Below are 20,282 nucleotides of genomic sequence, written 5' to 3'. Positions count from 1 at the left end.
ATTGGTATATTCAATTTGGAAAGGGAATTGACAAGCATGTTACAATGGATAAGGAATCGATATTGGAGTGATTGTTATTTATTTTCTTAGTACAAAAAGTCAGCAATTTTTTGCGTATGTTTGGGCCATTTTCCCAGTCATCGCCTTTTTTTTGGTTAGTTTTTATACATTGGATTTTTTATTTTCCCCAAGCTATTTAATTATGGTGCCTGTATTTACTATTATGTTTAAAATTAACTATAAAAAAGATTATTCGTTTGTAGCGCTGCTCAAAATGAGTATCAGGCAATTTGTGATCAGTTTTTTAGCATTTATAGCCAGTAGTTCCTTTAGCTGGTCTATTATTTTAAATAGTAGTGTGACATTTTTAATTGTTTATTTATTTTATTCATCTGCGACACCGATGCGGTATCATAGTTATTTGATGATGTTTACGTTTTGTCAGTTAATCCAGGTTAAAGGAAATACATTTTTGATGCAATCTCAAGTTGTGGCCTTTTTAATTGGTCTTTTTTTATTGGCTTTAACATTAAACGCTTGGTGGCAAACAGGATTAAGTCAGCTAACCAGCTTAAAGAGTAGAGGCCATGTTCGCTTTTTTAAAAGCATTCAATTAAATATGAAACAACAAAAATTGGCGGTTATTAATTTCTGGCACGACTTACAACAGACTTTTTTTGGGATCACAAGTTTCAAACAATTTTTAGAAAGTCCTGACGAAAGGGTGCAACGATTTCGTTTAGCTATTCGTATGAGTTTCACCATTACGCTGAGTTTTATTTTAATGTGGAGTGTAGGAGGCATTAAAATAATTTGGATTCCGATGAATGTTTTTCTACTCTTGCATCCAGTGAAAGCAGAAATGAACACGCGTATTAAGACACGTTTTTGGGGGACTCTTTTAGGATGTTTCCTTAGTCTGTTTGTTGTCAATTGGCTTCAATTGCCACTGACACACCTCGTTGTTTCTAGTTTGATTGGCATTTTTGTTTATGCCCTAAAACCAGGAACCGTGTTACAAGTGACAATGGCAACGATTTTTGGGTTATGTTTGGCAACAATTAGTTTACGAGGGATGTATGCCGCAGAGTTGCGGGTCTCTTTTGTATTATTGGCAATTTTTGTTGTTTGCTTAATTGATTTAGGTTTATTTGTTTATCAGCGTATCTTGCGTTTTTAAAAAGTGTGGCACAGAGGGTTATTTACCCGTTGTGCCACACTTTTTAATTTTCTAAATTCGTTAATTTTTCCAAGTAATGATTTTCTATTTGCGGAAAATCTATTTTTTCTGGTGCTGCATCAGGGGTTTCAACTACTTGCTTCAAGCGGTTGAGAACAATTGACCAACCAGCGATATCTTTATGGCGAGGTGTTGTAAAATTTTCTGGGAGAGATTCTGAAAAGACTAACAGGGTCTGATGAGGTGCTTGTTCTTTTAAGTCAAAATAGATGATACCAGTATCCCAAGTCACGCCCAGATATTTTTCCTCTGCATAATCAGTGAAAGGCATTGTTTCTTCAAAATCGGGCAGAATAAACCGCCAAAACCCGTTAACACCTAATTCACCAATCTCTAATTCTGGAAACCATTGTTTTAGCTTGTCTGTCTCAGTGAGGTAGCGCCAAATCGTTTGAGGGCTGGCTGAAATTGCCCGTTCTGTACCAAAATAAATCGTCTGGTTTTCTAAGCGAAAGGTATCTTTCATTTTGTTTCTCTCCTTTATTTATTATTCATGAAGTTCTAAAGGTAGTCCATCTGGATCAAAAAAGAAGGTCATTTTTTCACCCGTAAAATCATCTACTCGTAGCGGTTCTGTTTCAATTCCTTGCTCATTTAAAAAAGCAATCACTTCTTCAATATGTTCAACTTTAAAAGCTAAATGACGTAATCCTAAAGCTTCAGGATAAGAGGGGCGAGCGGGAAATTGATCAGAAATGAAAATTTCCAATTCTTGGCTGCCTAATTTTAAATCTAATTTAATATCGTTTTTTTCGGGACGATGATTTTCGCGAAGAACTTCAAAGCCCAACTTTTCGACATAAAAATTTTTAGTTGCTTGATAATTTGAGGCATTGATTGCCACATGATGAATTTCTTTAAAAAACATTTTTCATACTCCTTTTCGTTTTTTCCCTCTGTAGTATAGCAATAAAGAAGCAGCTAAAAAAGCGTTCTGTTTGACTCTTTAAGAAAAGACAAGGGATTTGTAAAAAAATAAAATTATTTTTTCGAAAGAAAGCGCTTGCCAAAAAAAGAATAATCGAGTATGATGTATATACAACTTAATTGTATATACAAGTTTGAGAGGAGAATGTAAAATGGGTAAGTTTCAAAGCGATGCACAACAGTTGTTGAAAGCAGTAGGAGGCAAAGAAAATATTTCAGCTGTTTCTCATTGTGCAACTCGAATGCGTTTTGTATTAAAAGATCCAAAAAAAGCGGATGTACCTGTGATTGAAGATATTCCTTCTGTAAAAGGAACCTTTACCAATGCTGGACAGTTTCAAGTAATTATTGGGAATGAAGTCCCACAATTTTATAATGATTTTTCTGCAATTTCCGGTTTAGAAGGGGTTTCAAAAGAAGAAGGGAAAGCAGCTGCCAAAAGTAATTTGAGTCCTGTTCAACGAGTTGTTTCTGTTTTAGCTGAGATTTTTACACCATTGATTCCTGCGCTTGTTATCGGGGGATTGATTTTAGGGTTCCGCAATATTTTGGAAGGGGTTCCATTTGGCTTTCTTGATGGTCAAACAATCGTGGAAGTTTCTCAATTTTGGAATGGAGTCAATTCATTCTTATGGTTAATCGGCGAAGCAATTTTCCACTTCTTGCCAGTTGGGATTACGTGGAGTATTACGAAGAAAATGGGAACCACACAAATTTTGGGGATTGTCCTAGGGATTACATTAGTCTCACCACAACTTCTGAATGCTTATTCAGTTGCGACGACTAAAGCAGCAGAAATTCCTTTCTGGGATTTTGGGTTTGCTCAAGTTAACATGATTGGTTATCAAGCGCAAGTTATCCCAGCTATGTTAGCCGGCTTCTTGCTTGCCTATCTTGAAATTTTCTTTAGAAAAGTGATTCCTCAAGCAATTTCAATGATTTTTGTCCCATTGTTTGCTTTAGTACCAACAGTATTGGCTGCACATGTCATTTTAGGACCAATCGGTTGGACGATTGGTAGTTGGGTTTCTGATATCGTAAATGCAGGATTAACGTCAACATTTAATTGGTTATTTGGCGCCGTCTTTGGCTTTATGTACGCACCATTAGTCATCACTGGGTTGCATCATATGAGTAATGCGATTGATTTACAGTTGATTGCTGACTTTCAGTCAACCAACTTATGGCCAATGATTGCTCTATCAAATATTGCACAAGGTTCAGCGGTTTTAGCAGTTATCTTTATGCATCGTGGAAACAAAAAAGAAGAACAAGTTTCGATTCCAGCGATGATTTCTTGTTACCTAGGTGTGACTGAACCAGCGATGTTTGGGATCAACTTAAAATATGTTTATCCATTTGTTGCGGGCATGATTGGTTCGGCAATGGCCGGAATGTTTGCCACTTTAATGGGCGTTCGTGCGACAAGTATCGGCGTCGGTGGCTTGCCAGGAATTTTATCTATTGTGCCACAATATTACTTGCCGTTTTTAGTCGCAATGGTGATTGCGATTATCGTACCAATGGGCTTAACTTATATTTTCAGAAAGAAAGGCATCTTTAATAAAGTCGATCCAGTTGATGAAGCAACAGGGATGTTATACAGCGAAGAAGGGTAATCGCTTTTTGAAGTTAAGAAGAATTCGTAGACATTTGTCTACGAATTCTTCTTCTTTTTATAGAAACTATTGGCTTTTTTCTCTCTTTCAGTTAGACTAAAAAGGTTGAGAAAAGGAGAGCGTAAAAATGGATATTTATTTAAAAAAAGCAATTTTACACATTATTGATCGAGAAACTGGGACGCCGGTTTTCTCTGAAAAGGAACTAGATTTAACCACTGAGTATATTCGAACGTATTTAACTGCAAAAATTTCAAAACTTTCGACTGCACAAACAAAGACTGGAACATTGGCGGAAAATAGTTCCTTTGTTGACTCCTTACGTGGGATTCCTAGTGATTTTGTGAAGAAAAGCCAAGAAATTACCCAACATTGGTATGATGTTTATTCAGGAAGCGAAGATGCGCCTAGTGCTGATATTTTGTTCATTTTATATGAATTAGATACGGTGTTACATGTCGCAATGATTAAATTAAACTATAAAGAAAGTTACACGCATTACGTCGACTATGAAGAAGAATCCGTTTATAACAAACTGATTATCAACCGAGCAATTTTGTCTTCAAAATCACAAAAACCAGATGAAGGGATTACGGTTGACTTAGATACATTAGCGTTTGAATTACTAGAGAAAAGATATGAATTTTCAGGAGAAAAAATCTGGTATTTCTCTGAAAAAGTGATTGAGACGCAAGCGGCACCTTCCATGGAAGAAAATATCAAAGAAATTAAAAAAGCAGTCAAACGCATTGGAAAGAAATTTAACGAAGATGAGTTTGAACTAATGGCTTCTGTAAAAGAAGCGGTATATGATAGCATTGAGGAAACGGGAACGATTGACAATGAGCAGATTGCTGAGCAAGTATTTAAAGAAAATGTATCAGCTAAATTAGCTTACCAAGAAGAAGTGAATGAGTCGAAGTTTGTCGATAAAACACCGCCAGTCAGAGAATCTCGCGAAATTTCTGAAAAGAAATTTGGCAAACAAAAGTTAAAAATGGATAACGGTATTGAATTAATTGTTCCGTTAGATGTTTACCGCAATGGCGATTTAATTGAATTTGTTAATAATCCAGATGGTACAGTGTCCATCATGCTAAAAAATATCGAAAAAATTAGTAATCAATTATAAAGAAAAAACCGTTGGTCGCTTGCCAACGGTTTTTTCTTTATTTTAATTTTTCTAAAGCTTTTTCAGGGACTTCTTTTTCTGTCACTTCATTCCAGCTGATCACGCCTTTACGGGGATTAACTTTCAATTTTAGATAGGCTTTCATACGCAAAGGTTGATCACGGGATTCGTTTAATTCCACGGTTTTTTCTTCACCGTTTTTATTAAACGCAGATTGTTGATAGTAATAAATGGTCATTGCTTCACCAGAATTTGTTTTTTCATCTTTCTTTTCACCAGATGTTGTGATTTGTGTATAATAGGCTTCTCCACCGTAATAGTAATTATAAACGCCCCAGCTACCACCGGCTAAAATGACTATGGGAATTAATATTTTTAGTAATGTTTTCATTTTCCTCACCTCAAGGAATAGTATGCCTTTTTTTTAGGAAATTCGCCATATTTTTTTCCGTTAATTGAGTGACAATTTTGTTAGTTTTGGTACTTTCTTGAAAAATTCATCATTTTTTTAAACAAAAGACAACGTTTGTCGCTCCCTTTTTTTCACTATCATGCTACAATAAAGAAAAAAAGATGGAGGTAGAGGACAATGATGCCCTTTTATTTTGGAATCGATCCAACCTATATATTGGTAATTATTGGAATTGCGATTTCTGGTGCGGCCTCCGCATATGTTAACAGTACCTTTCGTAAATATGATCAAGTACGAAGCAGTAAACATGTTACAGGCACGCAGGCAGCACAATATATTTTACAAAAAGAACAAATTAATGATGTTGGAGTTCAGCAAATTGCGGGTGATTTAACCGACAATTATAATTCTGGAAACAAAATGTTGAGCTTATCCGAAGCCACTGCTCAATCGACATCGGTCGCGGCTATTGGCGTGGCGGCTCATGAATGCGGACATGCGGTACAAGATCATACGAACTATGTGCCTTTACGTCTTCGTGCAGCCATTGTTCCAGTTGCCAACATTGGCTCAACCATCTCCTTTCCACTAATTTTGATTGGTGTATTATTTAGTTGGAATCAAACGTTAATCAACATTGGAATTTTGGCTTTTTCATTAGCCTTGATTTTTCAATTGGTGACCTTACCGGTGGAGTTTAATGCGTCTAGACGTGCATTAAGTATTCTTTCTGAAGGTGGGTTATTAACAGAAGAAGAAGTCCCTATGGCCAGAAAAGTTCTTTTTGCAGCTGCACTTACCTACGTAGCAGCGGCGCTTTCGACCTTTTTACAACTTTTACGTTTGGTTATTTTATTTGGTGGCAATAACCGACGAGACTAAGTGCTAGTAAAGGTCTTTCTATTACGCATAAAAGTAATAATATGTTATGATTAAAGTAGAAAATAACAGAGGAGCTGAAGGAAATGAAAGCATCAACAAAAATTGGTATCGGTTTAAGCATTGCTGCAGTTGCAAGTGTCTCTGTTGCAGTCATCGCTTCTGAAAAAATTATTAAGAAGGTATCTCATGTTTCCAATCGTTATAAAGTTAAAAAGTTTGTAGACGATAAATTTGATGGAAACCAAAAATTATTATCGATTGTCGATGATTTATCCGATGATGAATTAGATTCTGTTTTAAATGTTGTTGATCGTGTGAAAGATGGCGGTTCAAAATTAGCTGAATATGGCGAAAAAGTTAAAGACAATACAGATTCTTTAAAAGAACGCTTTTTCACATTTATTGAAGATGCAATGAAGTAAAAAAGATGGCCTAGGCCATCTTTTTTTTATAAAAATAATTCTTTTGTTTCAACATAATAGCCTCTGCCACCAACTAGAACTTGATCAATTGTCTTTTGGGATGTAGTGTTCAAACGCACTAAGACTTCTGAAGGAGCGTTTAAGGTATAACCTTGGGCAAAGGTGTAATTGGTTTTTTGTAAAATTTGGTGATGGTACAGATAACAAGCTAACGCACCGTTTGATGTACCAGTGGCGGCTTCTTCATCGATGTCATAAAGGGGCGCAAAATTCCTACAAATGATATTTTCTTCAGACAAAGCAAAAAGATGCATCCCGATAACTCCGTACTTTTGACTAAGTAACTTAATTTTTTCAAAGTTTGGTTGTAAATCCTGTAATAATTGCGCATTTTTAATGGGAACCAAAATATCTTTTAGACCCGTTGACACAATCTGGATAGGAAAAGCAGTTGCCACTGCGTTTAAATCAAAGCAGCCGCTCAATTCTTCTAAAGTGAGCGTATCATAAAAAGTTGGGACAGTTTGTTCCATAAATAGTTGTTCATCGTTCGCCGTGATTGCGAGCAAACCGCTGTTCGTTTCGATTGTATATGCTGTTTGCAATAATTTATTTAAGTGCTTCATGATGGTGAAAGCGCCAATTGTCGCGTGGCCACATAAGTCGACTTCTTCTTTTGGTGTAAAATATTCAAGTCGGAAATCAGCAACCTTTGAGTCTGAAATAAAAGCAGTTTCTGCAAATCCTAGTTCTTTAGCGATGGCCATTTTTTGGGTTCTCGTTAAGGGCTGTGTCATAAAAACAACGCCTGCTTTGTTGCCACCTTCGTGGTTTTTACTAAACGCACTAGCGACATATGCGGTAATTTTCATTGGAACGCCTACTTTCTAATTGGGAATAAAAAACATACGAGTAAAAAACGGATGTACTACTTTCTTAATAACAAATAACAAAAGATTAAATCATCCATTTTTTTTAAAGATAAGCCAGTTTGTTCAAAAAACTTTTCCAAACGATAGTGTAAAGTATTTCGATGCATAAATAAATCTTTTGCAGTGGAGCTAATATTGCCTTGATTTTTCCACAAAGCGCTGATGATTGGCTGAATATCGGTGTCTTTATTTAATAAACGACGATAATACTCAACAAGTACATTTTGGCTCATGGCTTCTTTGGTAAAATAGTGGAGGGCGACATCGGTTAAACTAAAAACAGTCGTCCGACTAGAGGAATTAAGTTCTTCTGAAAAAATACGTTGTTCTTCATGGAAACAACGCCGGAGAATGTCTTCAGAGGAATAAAAATTGCCAACAAATACAGCGCTAGTGCAATCAAAGTCTGTATCTAATGTTAAAAAGATCCCTTGAATTTCTTCTTGTTGAAAGGTATTTTTTGACTGTTCTTCAACTAAAATATACATATTATTACTTGGACTGAAACAATCAACTGTATCTGGAAACATCTTTGTTAAATTAAATTGCCATTCAGCTTGTAATTCTTTTGTGACATTCGTCTGAATTTGCAACATACGAAAGGTCCCTTCGGCAGGTAATTTTGCCTGTTGAAATAAGTAACTGAACCAAGGATGGTTACCAGTAATGGTTGGGTTTTCAGAAATCGGGAAAAGCGCTTCCAACAAATGCTGTTCTTTAATACTTAAGAAAGCTTTATTCACAATGAAAAATTGGTCGTCAACAGGAATTGAATAGGTGGCTTCGGAACCAATTGTTTTTGATAAATAGCCTTTGGGATAAAGCTGAGATAAATTTTCAATAATCATAGACACACCTCACTGATTTATTGTACCATGAAGCAAGACAGAAGTTTAGTGGGAAAAAGCCGAAAGGTGGAAATTAATTGGGAAAAAAAGAAACAACGTTAACACAAGAAGAAAAAGAATTTTTTATGCGAGAAGCCATTGCAGAAGCGAAAAAAGCAGAAGGTTTGGCTGAGGTGCCTATTGGAGCTGTAATTGTTCGGCAAGGGGAAATTATTGGCCGCGGGCATAATCTGAGAGAAGCACGGCAAGAAGCAACGGCGCATGCAGAAATGTATGCAATCCAAGAAGCGTGTCGCGGGATAGAAAATTGGCGTCTAGAAGAAACCCAATTATTTGTAACTTTAGAGCCTTGTCCAATGTGTAGTGGGGCGATGCTTTTAGCACGAATTCCAGAAGTTTATTATGGCGCAACTGATCCTAAAGCAGGCACTGCTGGGACTTTGATGAATTTATTAGAAGATGAACGCTTCAATCATGTGGCCTATGTCGAAGCAGGCGTTTTAGAAGAAGAGTGTCGCTTATTGCTAGTTCAGTTCTTTAAAAAGTTACGGGCAAAGAAAAAAGAAGAGAAACTTTTAAAAAATCAAAAGAAAGACTAGTCAAAAGAATAAAAATACGTTATACTAGGTTTTGCCGAAAGGCTAGGACAATGGCGGGCTAGTGAATTGTGTCAGATCCGGAAGGAAGCAGCACTAAGCAAGTGCCGCCATGTGTCTGATTGAATAAGGAACGTATCAAGGCTGAGAAGCCTTTTTTTATTTGAAATAAAAAGAAGCAAACCGTTATTTGGAACTGACCTAAGATTGTGAGACAGGAATAAAAAAGCATTTTCCTAGACTGCTGATTTCCGATAGTCTATCGGCGATTGGTAGTCTAGTTTTTGTTGAATTCGACTTTCGTTATAATAAGTAATGTATTTTTTTACAATTTCTATTACAATAGATGTAGGTTCATTTATGAGCCCATCTAAGTAGAACGTTTCAGACTTTAGTGAGGCATGAAACGATTCGATGCAGGCATTATCTGAAGGTGTCCCTTTGCGGGACATACTCATGGTAATGCCTTTTGTTTTTATTTGATTCTGGTAGTCAAAAGAAGTATAAACAGAGCCCTGATCACTATGCAATAGACAATCCGTTGTTTGGGGCAATTGATCAAGTGTATCCAGAACAAAAGCCGTATCTTGCTTATCACCGATGGTATAGGTAATAATTTCACCATTGTATAAATCCATAATTGAAGACAAATACAATTGCTTTTGACCAAAAGGCAGATAAGTAATATCTGTTACCAATTTCTTTAAAGGAGCGTCTGAAGAAAATTGTCTATTTAGCTTGTTCTCGACAACCGTGTAAGGTTGTCCCACTTTACTGTGTTTCTTCATTTTCACGCGATAATTCCAATGATATTTCTGCATAATCTTTTGTACGGTGTTTTTGTTTACTTTGTATTCCTGATTAATCAACGCAGTAATCTTTCGATAGCCATATCGAAACTTATGCTGGAAGCAAAGTCGACGAACGGCTTCTTCAAGAGGTGTTAACTTTCCCAAGTCTTTTCGATGAGTCCAACGATAATAAGTAGCTCGCGAAACGCCGAAAAGTTGACACAATGCAGTAATGGTTATTTTTCCTTTCATTTTTTTAACTAATTCTACAAATATTTCTGGCTCCACGTCCTTTCCAATTCTTTGTACTTTTTTAGCACCTCAATATGCATTTTTAAATAGTTATTTTCATTTCTAAGCTGTTGTTCATTTGATAGATTTTCTGGACCTTTACCATAAGCATATTGTTTTCCAACGGGTTGAAACAGACGATGATTCTCGCCATTACGGTACCAACGCCACCATGTTTCAATTTGTGTTTTGTTTTTAATGCCTAATTCTTCCATAATCGTTTTTACAGGAATATTCTCTTTTTTCATCTGTATAGCCATTTCTTTGATGTGGATCGGATAAGACACTCGATTTCCCATTGAAAAAGCACCTCCTAGTTAAATTCATTTTAACGTGAATTCAACAAGAGGTGCTCTTTTATTTTGTCTCAGTTTATTGGGTCAGTTCAATTTTTACGGCTTGCTTCTTTTTAAATTTATGCCCAATCACCATTTCTAAAAACAGGAACAATCGTCCCGTCTTCCTTAATGCCGTCAATATTCATTTTGTCAGATCCTACCATAAAGTCCACGTGTGTTTGGCTACGATTTAAACCAGCTTCAGCTAATTCTTCTTCGCTCATCTCAGTGCCGCCTTGTAAGTTGAAGGCATAGGCCGAACCAAAGGCTAAATGATTAGAGGCGTTTTCATCGAACAATGTATTATAAAAAATCAAACCGGATTGTGAAATTGGTGAAGGGTCTGGCACTAAAGCAACTTCTCCTAAGTGTTTGGCACCTTCATCAATAGCTAAGAGATTTTTCAATGCTTCTTCGCCTTGTTCAGCTGAGAAGTCAACAACTTTTCCATCTTTAAATGTAAATTTCATGCCCGAAATGATTGTGCCAGCATAACTTAGTGGTTTTGTACTAGAGACATAACCATCAACGCGGCGACTATCTGGAGCGGTGAAAACTTCTTCTGTTGGCATATTAGCCATGAATTCTTCTCCACGCGCGTTATAACTACCAGCGCCTTCCCATAAATGGTTTTTAGGCAAACCAATCGTTAAATCTGTCCCAGGAGCTGTGTAGTGTAAAGCAGTAAATTGTTGTTCGTTTAATTCAGCCGCTTTTTCTTGTAATTTTTTATCATGGATATCCCAAGCAATGACTGGGTTTTCTTCATAAATTCGTGTTGTTTTAAAAATTTCATTCCAAAGTGCATCAACTTGTTCTTCACTTGTTGCTAATTCTGGAAAGACTTTAGCTGCCCAGCCTTCACTAGCAGCAGCTACAACAGTCCAACTTACTTTGTTGGCTTGCGTTGCTTTTCGTAGGTTGACCAATGCTTTCCCATTAGCCGCTTGGAAAGCTGCTACACGTTGTGCATCCACGCCAGCTAATGCATCAGGATTAGAAGAAACCACGCTAATTCGGCTTGCGCCTTTGGCAATCCAATCATCGGTTTGATCAATTTTATATTGAGGAACATTTTCAATACGATCAGTTGCAGCATGAGCTAAAAATTCACGTTGAATGGTTTCGTCGCTCCATTGAACAATTACTTCGGCCGCGCCTAAGCGATAAGCTTCTTCCGTAATTAAGCGGGCAAGGGGCGCTTGATCGACACTGATTTGTAAAACAACCGTATGATTGTCCTGAACATTGACACCCGTTTCAGCAATTAAACGTGCATATTTCTTTAGATTTTCATTAAAATTCTCTAAGGTCATTCGTGATTCCTCCTTCATTTTGATGGGTAATGACTGCTCATATCATAACACGGAAGAGCAGGGAACTCAACGAAATAAAGCCTTTATCAACTGTTATTTTAAGTCGGGGTAAAAGTTGTCGTGCTCCCGCTCAGTGAACTTTTGTACAAAGAGTTGTTCTAATTTTGCATAATAGAAAAATCGTGTTACAATAACCATAAGCATTTATTTGGAAGCGTTGTATATGAATGAATAAAGGGGATAGGGAATTATGGCAAGAAAAAAAACCATTACGAAAGAGCAGATTTTAACAGCTGCCTATGAAGTAGTCGCCACTGAAGGATTTTCGAAGTTCACTGCACGTAATATTGCTAATAAAATGAAATGTTCCACCCAACCGATTTATTTGGAATTTAAAAACATGGATGATTTACGCGATGCTTTATTCCAAAAAATTCATAAATACTTAGCGAAAGAAGTATTTCCAGTAAAACATACCGGGAATACAATTGTTGATTTGGCTTTAAACTATATTCATTTTGCGACAAGTGAAAGTAAGTTATACCGTGCGCTTTATTTAGAAGAATATGGTGGCGGCAAAAAAATGCAAGAATTCTCTTATCACTATTTTACTGAAGCGGTAAAAGCTGATCCTGAGTATGCTAATTTAAACGATGTTCAAATTGACTCTTTACACATGGGAACATGGGTGGTCGCTACTGGTGTGGCTGCATTGATGACTTCTGGAATTATCCATCCTTCAGAAGAACAAATCATTCATTTAATGAAAGATAGTATTGAAGCAATTCTTGAACGAGATGAACCAATTGATATTGACCTATAAAAATTAAAAAAAGTGTAACCTCATGCTGATAACTTCTGTGAGGTTACAGCAAAAGACTGTTTCTTAAAAGAACGGTCTTTTTTTGTTAAGTGTATTAATGGTAGATTATTCGCAACCATGCTACAGTAAAGAAGAGAAATAGAAAGGGGCAAAAAACATGAACCGAGTGAAAGATAAGCGTTTATGGCTAAGTATTGTAGGAATTACCGGACTAGGGCTCTTGTCGGGCTTATTTTCAGTAAATGCGAGAGAATATTATCAAGCGTTGAGATTACCAAGTTTTGCTCCGCCAGGCTGGTTATTTGGACCGGTATGGTTGGTGTTGTATATTTTTATGGGCATTACTTTTTATTTCATCTTAGTTCATCCAAATAAACAACAGAAAAAACGGATGATTACGCTATTTATTTTACAATTTATTGCGAACTTTTTCTGGACATTTTTCTTTTTTTCTTTACAAAATAATTTATTATCTGTGATTGATATCTCTTTGTTATGGCTATTATTAATAGTTCAACAGTGGGACTACTTGCGTTATAAATTAATAACGCGTGGCTGGTTGATGATTCCTTATATTCTTTGGGTTACTTTTGCGGCAGCTTTAAATTACAGTATTTTATTTTTAAATTAGGAATATCAAAACACCAGAGAAAAATGGAAAATCGCCATTTTCTCTGGTGTTTTTTTTGTTTATTTTAACGTAGTTATTCTGCGGCAGTTGCTAATTTTTTCGCAAATTCTTCTAAACGTTGGATGTCGTCTTCTTCAGCGGCTAAATCAACTTTAACGCTGTCGGCGCCTTTTTTTGCCCCAATTTGAGTAAAGACTGCTTCGAAGTCGTCCACCGATTTACAAAAATCATCATAAAACGTGTCTCCTGAACCACAAACGCCGAAGATTTTTCCTGATAAATCAATCTCTTGTAAGTCTTCATAAAAGTCGACAATTTCATCAGGTAAATCGCCATCGCCATACGTATATGTAGCTACTACACAGATATCGGCCTCTTCAAAATCAGCGGCATCGACTTGCGTACACTCATCAATTTCGACCTCTAATTCTAAATCTTCAAATGCTTCTGCAACAATGTCGGCAATTTCTTCTGTATTCCCAGTCATGCTTGCATACACAATTTTAGCTAACGTCATAAACTTTCTTCCCCCTCATACAATTCTGTCACTTATTATAGCAGATGCGCATTTCTTATAAAAGACTAGCGAGTGCTTTTATTAAGGGACTTTTTGAAAATTGGTGTTTGAACAATCTTTTTTGCAAAAAATGTGATAAAATAATTTGAATGAAACAAGTTTAGGAGAGATAGTATGATTACATTAAAATCACCACGAGAAATTGAAATGATGGATGAATCAGGGGAATTATTAGCGGATGTTCACCGTCATTTACGGACGTTTATTAAACCTGGCATTACAAGCTGGGATATTGAAGTATTTGTGAGAGACTTTATTGAAAGTCATGGTGGCGTGGCGGCTCAAATTGGCTATGAAGGCTACAAATATGCTACCTGTTGTAGTATCAACGACGAAATCTGCCACGGATTTCCTCGTAAAAAAGTATTAAAAGATGGCGACCTAATCAAAGTAGATATGTGTGTCGACTTAAAGGGCGCAATCTCTGATTCATGCTGGTCTTATGTCGTGGGTGAATCAACACCTGAAATTGATCGCTTGATGGAAGTAACCAAAAAAGCGCTATATCTTGGGATTGAACAAGCACAAGTAGGAAATAGAATTGGCGACATTGGTCATGCAATTCAAACGTATGTAGAAGGAGAAGGCTACGGGGTAGTTCGCGACTTTGTAGGTCACGGTATTGGCCCAACTATCCATGAAAGTCCAATGATTCCTCACTATGGTGAAGCAGGTAAAGGACTACGTTTAAAAGAGGGAATGGTTATTACCATTGAGCCAATGGTTAACACAGGAACTTGGCGCATGAAAATGGACCCAAATGGTTGGACTGCTTATACTGAAGATGGCGGTCTAAGTTGTCAATATGAACATTCATTAGCGATTACGAAAGAAGGTCCAAGAATCTTAACGTCACAAGGCGAAGAATTGACTTATTAATAAGGAGAGTGTGTGATGAAGTTTCTCGACAACATCAAAAAGAATCAATCTTTGATGCGTTTTATTGAGACAACGCAAAGTCACATGGTCACAGCCGAAATAGGCAACAGCTCAGTGGTTGTTGCCTATTATTTATTACTCTCGCTGTTTCCATTACTGATTGCGGTAGGTAATGTCTTACCTTATTTAAGAATCGACCCTAATTCTGTGTTGCCTTATATTGCAGAGGCCATTCCGAAAGATGTTTATATGAACTTAGAACCAGCGATTCGTTCACTATTGACTCAACGTTCAGGCGGGTTGCTTTCTGTTTCCGCTTTAGCAGCATTTTGGAGTGCCAGTCAAAGCATTAATGCACTACAAAATGCGATGAATAAAGCTTTTGGTGTCGAACAAAGGAAAAATTTTATTCTCGTAAGAGTGGTCTCATTTTTAGTTATTTTGTTATTTATGGTAGCGATTGTTGGTGTAGTAGTAATTTTAGGTTTGGGTCAGTACATTATTGAATTACTGCAACCAATTTTCCACTACTCAACATCTGTGATCGATACTTTCCAAGCGTTAAAATGGCCGTTAACGACCGTTGTTTTATTAGTGATTATGTGTTTGATTTATGCGGTCGTTCCTAATCGGAAATTATCGTTACGTTCTATTTTGCCAGGGGCTATTTTTTCGACAGTCGGTTGGATGCTATTATCACAAATTTTTGGTTTGTACGTAAAATATTTTAGTTCTAGAATCGCAAGTTATCAAATCATCGGGAGTTTTATCATCTTGATGTTATGGCTGAATTTTGCTGCCACGATTATTATTTTAGGAGCAATTGTCAACGCTGTTGTCGATGAATACTTATCTGGAGATAAAGAAAAAAAACAACCAAGTTTTGAACAACGCTTGTTTAGATGGTTTAAAAAGAAAAAATAAATGGATTTCTTTAAAAAAGTCTAAACCGTTGCCAGAACACATGTTTCAGCTTGTAAATGCTTCAGTTTACGGTATAATATACCCTGAACGAGAAGAAAGTGGGTTCGACTATGTCACTATTTATTTATGAAGTTTTGATACGTTTATTCATGACATTTATCTTATCTTTGCTATTAACACCACTTGTTAAGCTTCTAGCGTTTCGGATTGGCGCCTATGATGCACCAGGAGAGCGACGAATCAATACCAAAAATATGCCTACAGCAGGAGGACTTGCAATCTATATTGCTTTTGCTGGTTCATGTTTATTGATTTTTCGTTCGATTATCCCACAAGATTATATTTGGCCGATTATTTTGGCTGGTGGAATGGTTGTTTTGACAGGCCTCATTGATGATATTAAAGAGATTACTCCAATGAAAAAAACAATCGGTATTTTGTTAGCAGCATTAGTTATTTATTTTGTTGCTGGAATTCGGATAGATTTTGTGACGTTGCCAGTCGTTGGAATGATTGATTTGCGCTGGTTTAGTTTACCACTAACTTTATTGTGGATTTTAGCGATTACAAATGCAGTAAATTTAATTGATGGTTTGGATGGTTTAGCATCAGGCGTATCCATTATTGGATTAACCACGATTGGTATTACAGGGTATTTTTTCCTACATGCTAAAACGGTCTATATTCCAATTGTTATTTTTATTTTAGTTGCGAGCATTGCGGGATTTTTCCCATACAATTTTTATCCAGCTAAAATATTTCTAGGAGATACTGGGGCGTTATTCCTCGGGTTTATGATTGCGGTAATGTCGTTACAGGGCTTAAAAAATGCCACGTTTATTACGGTAATTACGCCAATGGTGATTTTAGGTGTGCCAATTACGGATACGGTTTATGCAATTATTCGACGGCTATTGAACAAGAAGCCCATTTCCTCAGCAGATAAAATGCATTTGCATCACCGCTTGTTATCTTTAGGTTTTACCCATAAAGGGGCGGTCATGACTATTTATGCGTTAGCGTTAGTTTTTTCCTTTGTTTCTTTATTGTTCAGCTATTCAAGTACAGTAGCATCAATTTTATTAATTGTCTTTTGTTTAATTGGCTTAGAATTATTTATTGAATTAATCGGTCTAGTTGGGGAAGGGCATCAACCGTTGATGTATTTGTTACGGATTTTAGGGAATCGTGAATATCGTCAGGAGCAAATGAAAAAGCGACTTGGCAAGCATTCTAAGAGAAAGTAAAGAAATCTTTAGGTTGCTTTGCGAGAGCGTGAACCTATGATATAATTCCATTAAACTTAAAAAAGTATATGTGTGAAACATATGCTTTTTTTTTAAGACGATGTTTCAGTAGTAAGGAGAAATGAGCATGCAAGAAATGGTAACAATCTCGATTGTCACTTATAATAGTCGTTACATTTTTAATGTATTAGACCAATTAAAAGCCGAACTAGGTACTAATAGTATCTATGATATTCATATCTATGACAATCATTCTGAAACAGCGTATCTTGAAAAATTAACAACATATGAACCATTTATTACTATCCATCGCGCTGAAGAAAATCAAGGGTTTGGTCATGGTCATAATCAAGTGTTATTCAATGCTTCGACAAAGTATGCAATTATTTTTAATCCCGATGTTTTGGTTACTAAAGACGTGCTTGATCGTCTATTAGACCGTATCAAAATAGATAAGAACATTGCAGTCGTTAGCCCTAAAGTGTTAAATGAAGATGGCACGACGCAATATTTAGTTCGTCAAAAATTAGATGTCTTCGATTATATGTTACGTTTTATTCCCTTTCAATTTGTAAAGAAAATTTTTGATAAACGTTTGAGTATTTATGAATGTCGCGATTTGTCGGATACAGAAACAACGAATATTAAAATGGGCTCAGGCTGTTTTATGTTGATTGATCGTGAAAAATTCGTTGAAATTGGTGGGTTCGATGAACGTTTCTTCATGTACTTCGAAGACAACGATTTATGTTTACGCTTTGGCAAAGCAGGCTATCGGATTCTCTATACGCCTTTTGAAACGGTTGTTCACATGTATGAAAAGGGCGCCCATAAAAGTCGAAAATTGTTTAAAATCTTTATGCAATCAATGGGGAAATTTTTTAACAAATGGGGCTGGAGGTTCTTTTAATGAGTCAAAGATTAGCGGTAGTCATCGTCTTATATCAAATGAAAATGGCTGATACGCCGAATTATTTGTTATTAAAAGAAGTGGTAGACCACCCCCAATTGCACTTATTTATTTATGACAACAGTCCACTTCCTCAAGAAGATGCATTATTTTTACAACCAAATGTTACTTATCGACATAATCCTGATAATCCAGGACTAGCGACCGCTTATAATGAAGCGATTGCTTTTAGTCAAGCGAATCAATGTGAATTATTGTTGCTCCTTGACCAAGACACAGAAGTGCCAGCCTCTTATTTTGATACGTTGATCATCATGCCATTAGATCCGACTGTGGCAGTCTATGTTCCAATTGTAGAAGCAAATGGACAACAAATTTCGCCAGTATATAGTGATCAATACGTTGGGCTTAAAGGAGCAAAGCCAACAGCAGGGATAGCCAACCAACCGTTGATGGCTATCAATTCTGGTACAGTTATTACGGCAGAAACGCTACGCTGGTTGGAAGGATTTTCGGAAGAATTTCCTTTGGACTATTTAGACCATTGGTTCTTTTATCAATTAAATCAAGCCAATAAAAAGATTGAAGTCTTACCAATCCACCTAAAACAAGAATTGTCTGTTTTAGATTATCGTACAATGAGTCCTCAACGTTATCGCTCTATTATTGAAGCAGAAACGTTATTTTATCGTCGATATGATCAAGAAAAGTTTTCCCATCATCGACGCCATTTATTTTTACGCAGTAGTAAGCAATTTTTAACTGTCAAAAATCGCCAAATTTGGCGGCAAACATTGGCAGAATTTCTCAAGTTAATGAAAGGATAATCTATGATCTCAGTTTGTATTGCGACATATAATGGAGAAAAATATCTCGCGGAACAATTAGATAGTATTCTTTTACAAGTCAGTGAAGAAGATGAACTAATTATTTCAGATGATGGTTCTACTGATCATACGTTGGAAATTTTGAGGACGTATGCAGCGAATTATCCCCAAATTCAATTGTTACAAGGTCCAGGGCAAGGAGTGATTGCTAATTTTGCATTTGCGCTTACGCATACGAATGGCGAAGTAATATTTTTAGCAGATCAAGATGATGTTTGGTTGCCAAATAAAGTAACGACGGTGACAGAATATTTTGAAGCGCACCCTGACATCCAAGTGGTTATTAGTGACTTGAAAATTGTTGATGCGGATTTACAAGTTACCAATCCCTCTTATTTTAAGTTTCGAAAAGTCAAACCAGGGTTTTGGCGAAATGCGATAAAAAGTGGCTATATTGGGGCAGGTATGGCCTTTCGTCAAGAAATGAAAAACGTCATTTTACCCATTCCGCCAGAAGTTCCTATGCATGATATGTGGATTGGCTTATTAGCTGCACGGAAGAAGCAAACGGGTCTCATTAAAGAACCATTAGTGCTTTACCGAAGACATGGAGCGAATGTCAGCCCCATTATTACCAAAACAAGTTTCCAACAAAAATTAAATTGGCGTGTGAATTTATTAAAAGCTTTACATCAGCGTTTAAAGGAACAGCGCTAAACTTTTACAGATTTGTAAAATTTACGTAAAAAACATGACAAACCCTATGCTTAATGCGATAATAGGGAAGGATATTTGGTTTTATAGAAACTAAAAATAGAAGTTATTTAAGGAGATTGTTCATGAAAGGAATTATTTTAGCAGGCGGAAGCGGGACACGCTTATATCCGTTAACAAAAGCAACATCAAAACAATTAATGCCAATTTACGACAAACCAATGATTTATTACCCAATGTCAACGTTAATGTTGGCGGGAATTAATGAAATTTTGATTATCTCTACACCAGAAGATACACCACGTTTTGAAAGCTTATTCGGCGATGGCCATGATTTAGGCATTCATATCGAATACGCGGTGCAAGAAAGCCCAGATGGTTTGGCGCAAGCATTTATTATTGGTGAAGAATTTATTGGTGATGATAGTGTCTGCTTAGTTTTAGGGGACAATATTTATTATGGTGGTGGCTTATCAAAAATGTTGCAACGAGCGGCTTCTAAAGAATCAGGGGCAACAGTCTTTGGTTACCATGTAAATGATCCAGAGCGTTTCGGCGTGGTAGAATTTGATGAAGAGATGCGGGCGCTTTCTATTGAAGAAAAACCAGCACAACCGAAGTCAAATTACGCAGTGACAGGTTTGTATTTTTACGACAATGAAGTGGTTGAAATTGCGAAAGGGATCAAACCTTCAGAACGTGGGGAATTAGAAATAACAGACGTTAATAAAGTCTACCTTGAAAAAAATAAACTTTCTGTTGAGGTAATGGGCCGTGGCTTTGCTTGGTTAGATACAGGCACACACGAATCCTTATTAGAAGCGTCAACATTTATTGAAACAATTGAAAAACGTCAAAATTTAAAAGTCGCTTGTTTGGAAGAAATTGCTTATCGAATGGGCTATATTACAAAAGAACAATTGGTAGAATTGGCACAACCATTGAAGAAAAATGGCTACGGCCAATACTTGCTACGTTTAGCAGCAGAATAGGAGCGAAGAAAC

23 protein-coding genes and 1 other RNA gene are annotated in these 20,282 nt (G+C 36.6%); 16 read left to right on the top strand and 8 right to left on the bottom strand.

The genetic code is table 11. The annotated features are described in order from the left end of the window. Nucleotides 1-67: 67 nt before the first annotated feature. A complete protein-coding gene (locus MKZ30_RS08880) occupies nucleotides 68-1,180 on the top strand; it encodes an FUSC family protein (protein WP_002419531.1) in 1,113 nt (370 codons plus the stop codon). A 43-nt stretch (nucleotides 1,181-1,223) separates the two neighbouring features. Here MKZ30_RS08880 and MKZ30_RS08875 read toward each other — a convergent pair whose 3' ends face one another. Beyond that, the gene (locus MKZ30_RS08875) at nucleotides 1,224-1,706 is read right to left on the bottom strand and encodes an SRPBCC family protein (protein WP_002356863.1); all 483 of its coding nucleotides are present in this window, start codon (nucleotides 1,704-1,706) and stop codon (nucleotides 1,224-1,226) included. A gap of 21 nt (nucleotides 1,707-1,727) precedes the next feature. Continuing rightward, on the bottom strand, nucleotides 1,728-2,108 hold the full coding sequence (gene gloA2 / locus MKZ30_RS08870; protein WP_002356864.1) for an SMU1112c/YaeR family gloxylase I-like metalloprotein: 381 nt from the start codon (nucleotides 2,106-2,108) through the stop codon (nucleotides 1,728-1,730). 211 nt (nucleotides 2,109-2,319) lie between these two features. Between gloA2 and treP the strand changes: the two genes are divergently transcribed. Both treP and MKZ30_RS08860 read left to right on the top strand, forming a co-directional pair. After that, nucleotides 2,320-3,786, top strand: coding sequence for a PTS system trehalose-specific EIIBC component (gene treP, locus MKZ30_RS08865; RefSeq protein WP_002388267.1), 1,467 nt, complete (start codon nucleotides 2,320-2,322; stop codon nucleotides 3,784-3,786). 127 nt (nucleotides 3,787-3,913) lie between these two features. Further along, nucleotides 3,914-4,918, top strand: a complete 1,005-nt coding sequence (locus tag MKZ30_RS08860; protein WP_033600753.1) for a nucleoid-associated protein — start codon at nucleotides 3,914-3,916, stop codon at nucleotides 4,916-4,918. A 37-nt stretch (nucleotides 4,919-4,955) separates the two neighbouring features. On the opposite strand, the gene MKZ30_RS08855 is transcribed toward MKZ30_RS08860, so the two are convergent. Then, on the bottom strand, nucleotides 4,956-5,309 hold the full coding sequence (locus MKZ30_RS08855) for a YxeA family protein (protein ID WP_010822997.1): 354 nt from the start codon (nucleotides 5,307-5,309) through the stop codon (nucleotides 4,956-4,958). Nucleotides 5,310-5,507: 198 nt separating this feature from the next. On the opposite strand from MKZ30_RS08855, the gene MKZ30_RS08850 reads away from it, so the two are divergent. Both MKZ30_RS08850 and MKZ30_RS08845 read left to right on the top strand, forming a co-directional pair. Then, nucleotides 5,508-6,212: a zinc metallopeptidase gene (locus MKZ30_RS08850; RefSeq protein ID WP_002384290.1), complete on the top strand. Its 705-nt coding sequence runs from the start codon at nucleotides 5,508-5,510 to the stop codon at nucleotides 6,210-6,212. 83 nt (nucleotides 6,213-6,295) lie between these two features. Further along, on the top strand, nucleotides 6,296-6,634 hold the full coding sequence (locus MKZ30_RS08845; protein WP_002356871.1) for a hypothetical protein: 339 nt from the start codon (nucleotides 6,296-6,298) through the stop codon (nucleotides 6,632-6,634). A 26-nt stretch (nucleotides 6,635-6,660) separates the two neighbouring features. On the opposite strand, the gene MKZ30_RS08840 is transcribed toward MKZ30_RS08845, so the two are convergent. Then, a complete protein-coding gene (locus MKZ30_RS08840) occupies nucleotides 6,661-7,506 on the bottom strand; it encodes a PhzF family phenazine biosynthesis protein (RefSeq protein ID WP_010827574.1) in 846 nt (281 codons plus the stop codon). Between the two features lie 56 nt (nucleotides 7,507-7,562). Next, nucleotides 7,563-8,414, bottom strand: coding sequence for a PucR family transcriptional regulator (locus tag MKZ30_RS08835; RefSeq protein ID WP_002383772.1), 852 nt, complete (start codon nucleotides 8,412-8,414; stop codon nucleotides 7,563-7,565). 77 nt (nucleotides 8,415-8,491) lie between these two features. Here MKZ30_RS08835 and tadA point away from each other — a divergent pair, with 77 nt between their 5' ends. After that, a complete protein-coding gene (tadA, locus tag MKZ30_RS08830) occupies nucleotides 8,492-9,013 on the top strand; it encodes a tRNA adenosine(34) deaminase TadA (RefSeq protein WP_002362126.1) in 522 nt (173 codons plus the stop codon). A gap of 39 nt (nucleotides 9,014-9,052) precedes the next feature. Beyond that, an RNA gene (gene ffs / locus MKZ30_RS08825) (signal recognition particle sRNA small type) lies at nucleotides 9,053-9,139 on the top strand. Nucleotides 9,140-9,246: 107 nt separating this feature from the next. Here ffs and MKZ30_RS08820 read toward each other — a convergent pair. Continuing rightward, nucleotides 9,247-10,391 (bottom strand): IS3 family transposase gene (locus tag MKZ30_RS08820; protein WP_129226139.1). Its coding sequence is split into 2 segments (ribosomal slippage): nucleotides 9,247-10,118 and nucleotides 10,118-10,391, totalling 1,146 coding nucleotides; the frame shifts between segments, so codons are not numbered across the junction. Between the two features lie 116 nt (nucleotides 10,392-10,507). Then, nucleotides 10,508-11,746 (bottom strand): aminopeptidase, encoded by a 1,239-nt coding sequence (locus MKZ30_RS08815; protein WP_002362125.1) that lies wholly within the window; start codon nucleotides 11,744-11,746, stop codon nucleotides 10,508-10,510. Between the two features lie 250 nt (nucleotides 11,747-11,996). Between MKZ30_RS08815 and MKZ30_RS08810 the strand changes: the two genes are divergently transcribed. Continuing rightward, nucleotides 11,997-12,569 carry a TetR/AcrR family transcriptional regulator gene (locus tag MKZ30_RS08810; protein ID WP_002356883.1) on the top strand — a complete coding sequence of 191 codons (573 nt, stop codon included), beginning with the start codon at nucleotides 11,997-11,999 and terminating at the stop codon, nucleotides 12,567-12,569. Nucleotides 12,570-12,726: 157 nt separating this feature from the next. Next, a complete protein-coding gene (locus tag MKZ30_RS08805; RefSeq protein WP_002356884.1) occupies nucleotides 12,727-13,200 on the top strand; it encodes a TspO/MBR family protein in 474 nt (157 codons plus the stop codon). Between the two features lie 73 nt (nucleotides 13,201-13,273). Here MKZ30_RS08805 and MKZ30_RS08800 read toward each other — a convergent pair whose 3' ends face one another. After that, complete coding sequence (locus tag MKZ30_RS08800) at nucleotides 13,274-13,717, bottom strand: flavodoxin (protein ID WP_002356885.1); 444 nt, start codon at nucleotides 13,715-13,717, stop codon at nucleotides 13,274-13,276. Nucleotides 13,718-13,891: 174 nt separating this feature from the next. Between MKZ30_RS08800 and map the strand changes: the two genes are divergently transcribed. From map to rfbA, 7 genes are all read left to right on the top strand, one after another. Continuing rightward, entirely contained in the window at nucleotides 13,892-14,656 is a 765-nt protein-coding gene (map, locus tag MKZ30_RS08795; protein ID WP_002356886.1) for a type I methionyl aminopeptidase, read from the top strand. Between the two features lie 15 nt (nucleotides 14,657-14,671). Then, nucleotides 14,672-15,580: a YihY/virulence factor BrkB family protein gene (locus tag MKZ30_RS08790; RefSeq protein ID WP_002419751.1), complete on the top strand. Its 909-nt coding sequence runs from the start codon at nucleotides 14,672-14,674 to the stop codon at nucleotides 15,578-15,580. A gap of 110 nt (nucleotides 15,581-15,690) precedes the next feature. Then, nucleotides 15,691-16,827 (top strand): MraY family glycosyltransferase, encoded by a 1,137-nt coding sequence (locus MKZ30_RS08785; RefSeq protein ID WP_033600749.1) that lies wholly within the window; start codon nucleotides 15,691-15,693, stop codon nucleotides 16,825-16,827. 121 nt (nucleotides 16,828-16,948) lie between these two features. Then, nucleotides 16,949-17,737, top strand: coding sequence for a glycosyltransferase family 2 protein (locus MKZ30_RS08780; RefSeq protein WP_080279967.1), 789 nt, complete (start codon nucleotides 16,949-16,951; stop codon nucleotides 17,735-17,737). Next, nucleotides 17,737-18,564: a glycosyltransferase family protein gene (locus tag MKZ30_RS08775; protein WP_002389137.1), complete on the top strand. Its 828-nt coding sequence runs from the start codon at nucleotides 17,737-17,739 to the stop codon at nucleotides 18,562-18,564. The genes MKZ30_RS08780 and MKZ30_RS08775 overlap by 1 nt, the downstream gene beginning before the upstream one ends. A gap of 3 nt (nucleotides 18,565-18,567) precedes the next feature. Next, nucleotides 18,568-19,281: a glycosyltransferase family 2 protein gene (locus MKZ30_RS08770; RefSeq protein WP_002419749.1), complete on the top strand. Its 714-nt coding sequence runs from the start codon at nucleotides 18,568-18,570 to the stop codon at nucleotides 19,279-19,281. A 122-nt stretch (nucleotides 19,282-19,403) separates the two neighbouring features. Then, nucleotides 19,404-20,270, top strand: coding sequence for a glucose-1-phosphate thymidylyltransferase RfbA (gene rfbA, locus MKZ30_RS08765; RefSeq protein WP_002364387.1), 867 nt, complete (start codon nucleotides 19,404-19,406; stop codon nucleotides 20,268-20,270). Nucleotides 20,271-20,282: the final 12 nt, after the last annotated feature.

The sequence above is a fragment of the Enterococcus sp. LX10 genome, from assembly GCF_023539285.1.
Classification (GTDB): Bacteria; Bacillota; Bacilli; order Lactobacillales; family Enterococcaceae; genus Enterococcus; species Enterococcus faecalis.
The sequence above is the reverse complement of the archived record's forward strand: the minus strand, read 5'-3'. Positions and strand labels throughout refer to the sequence as shown.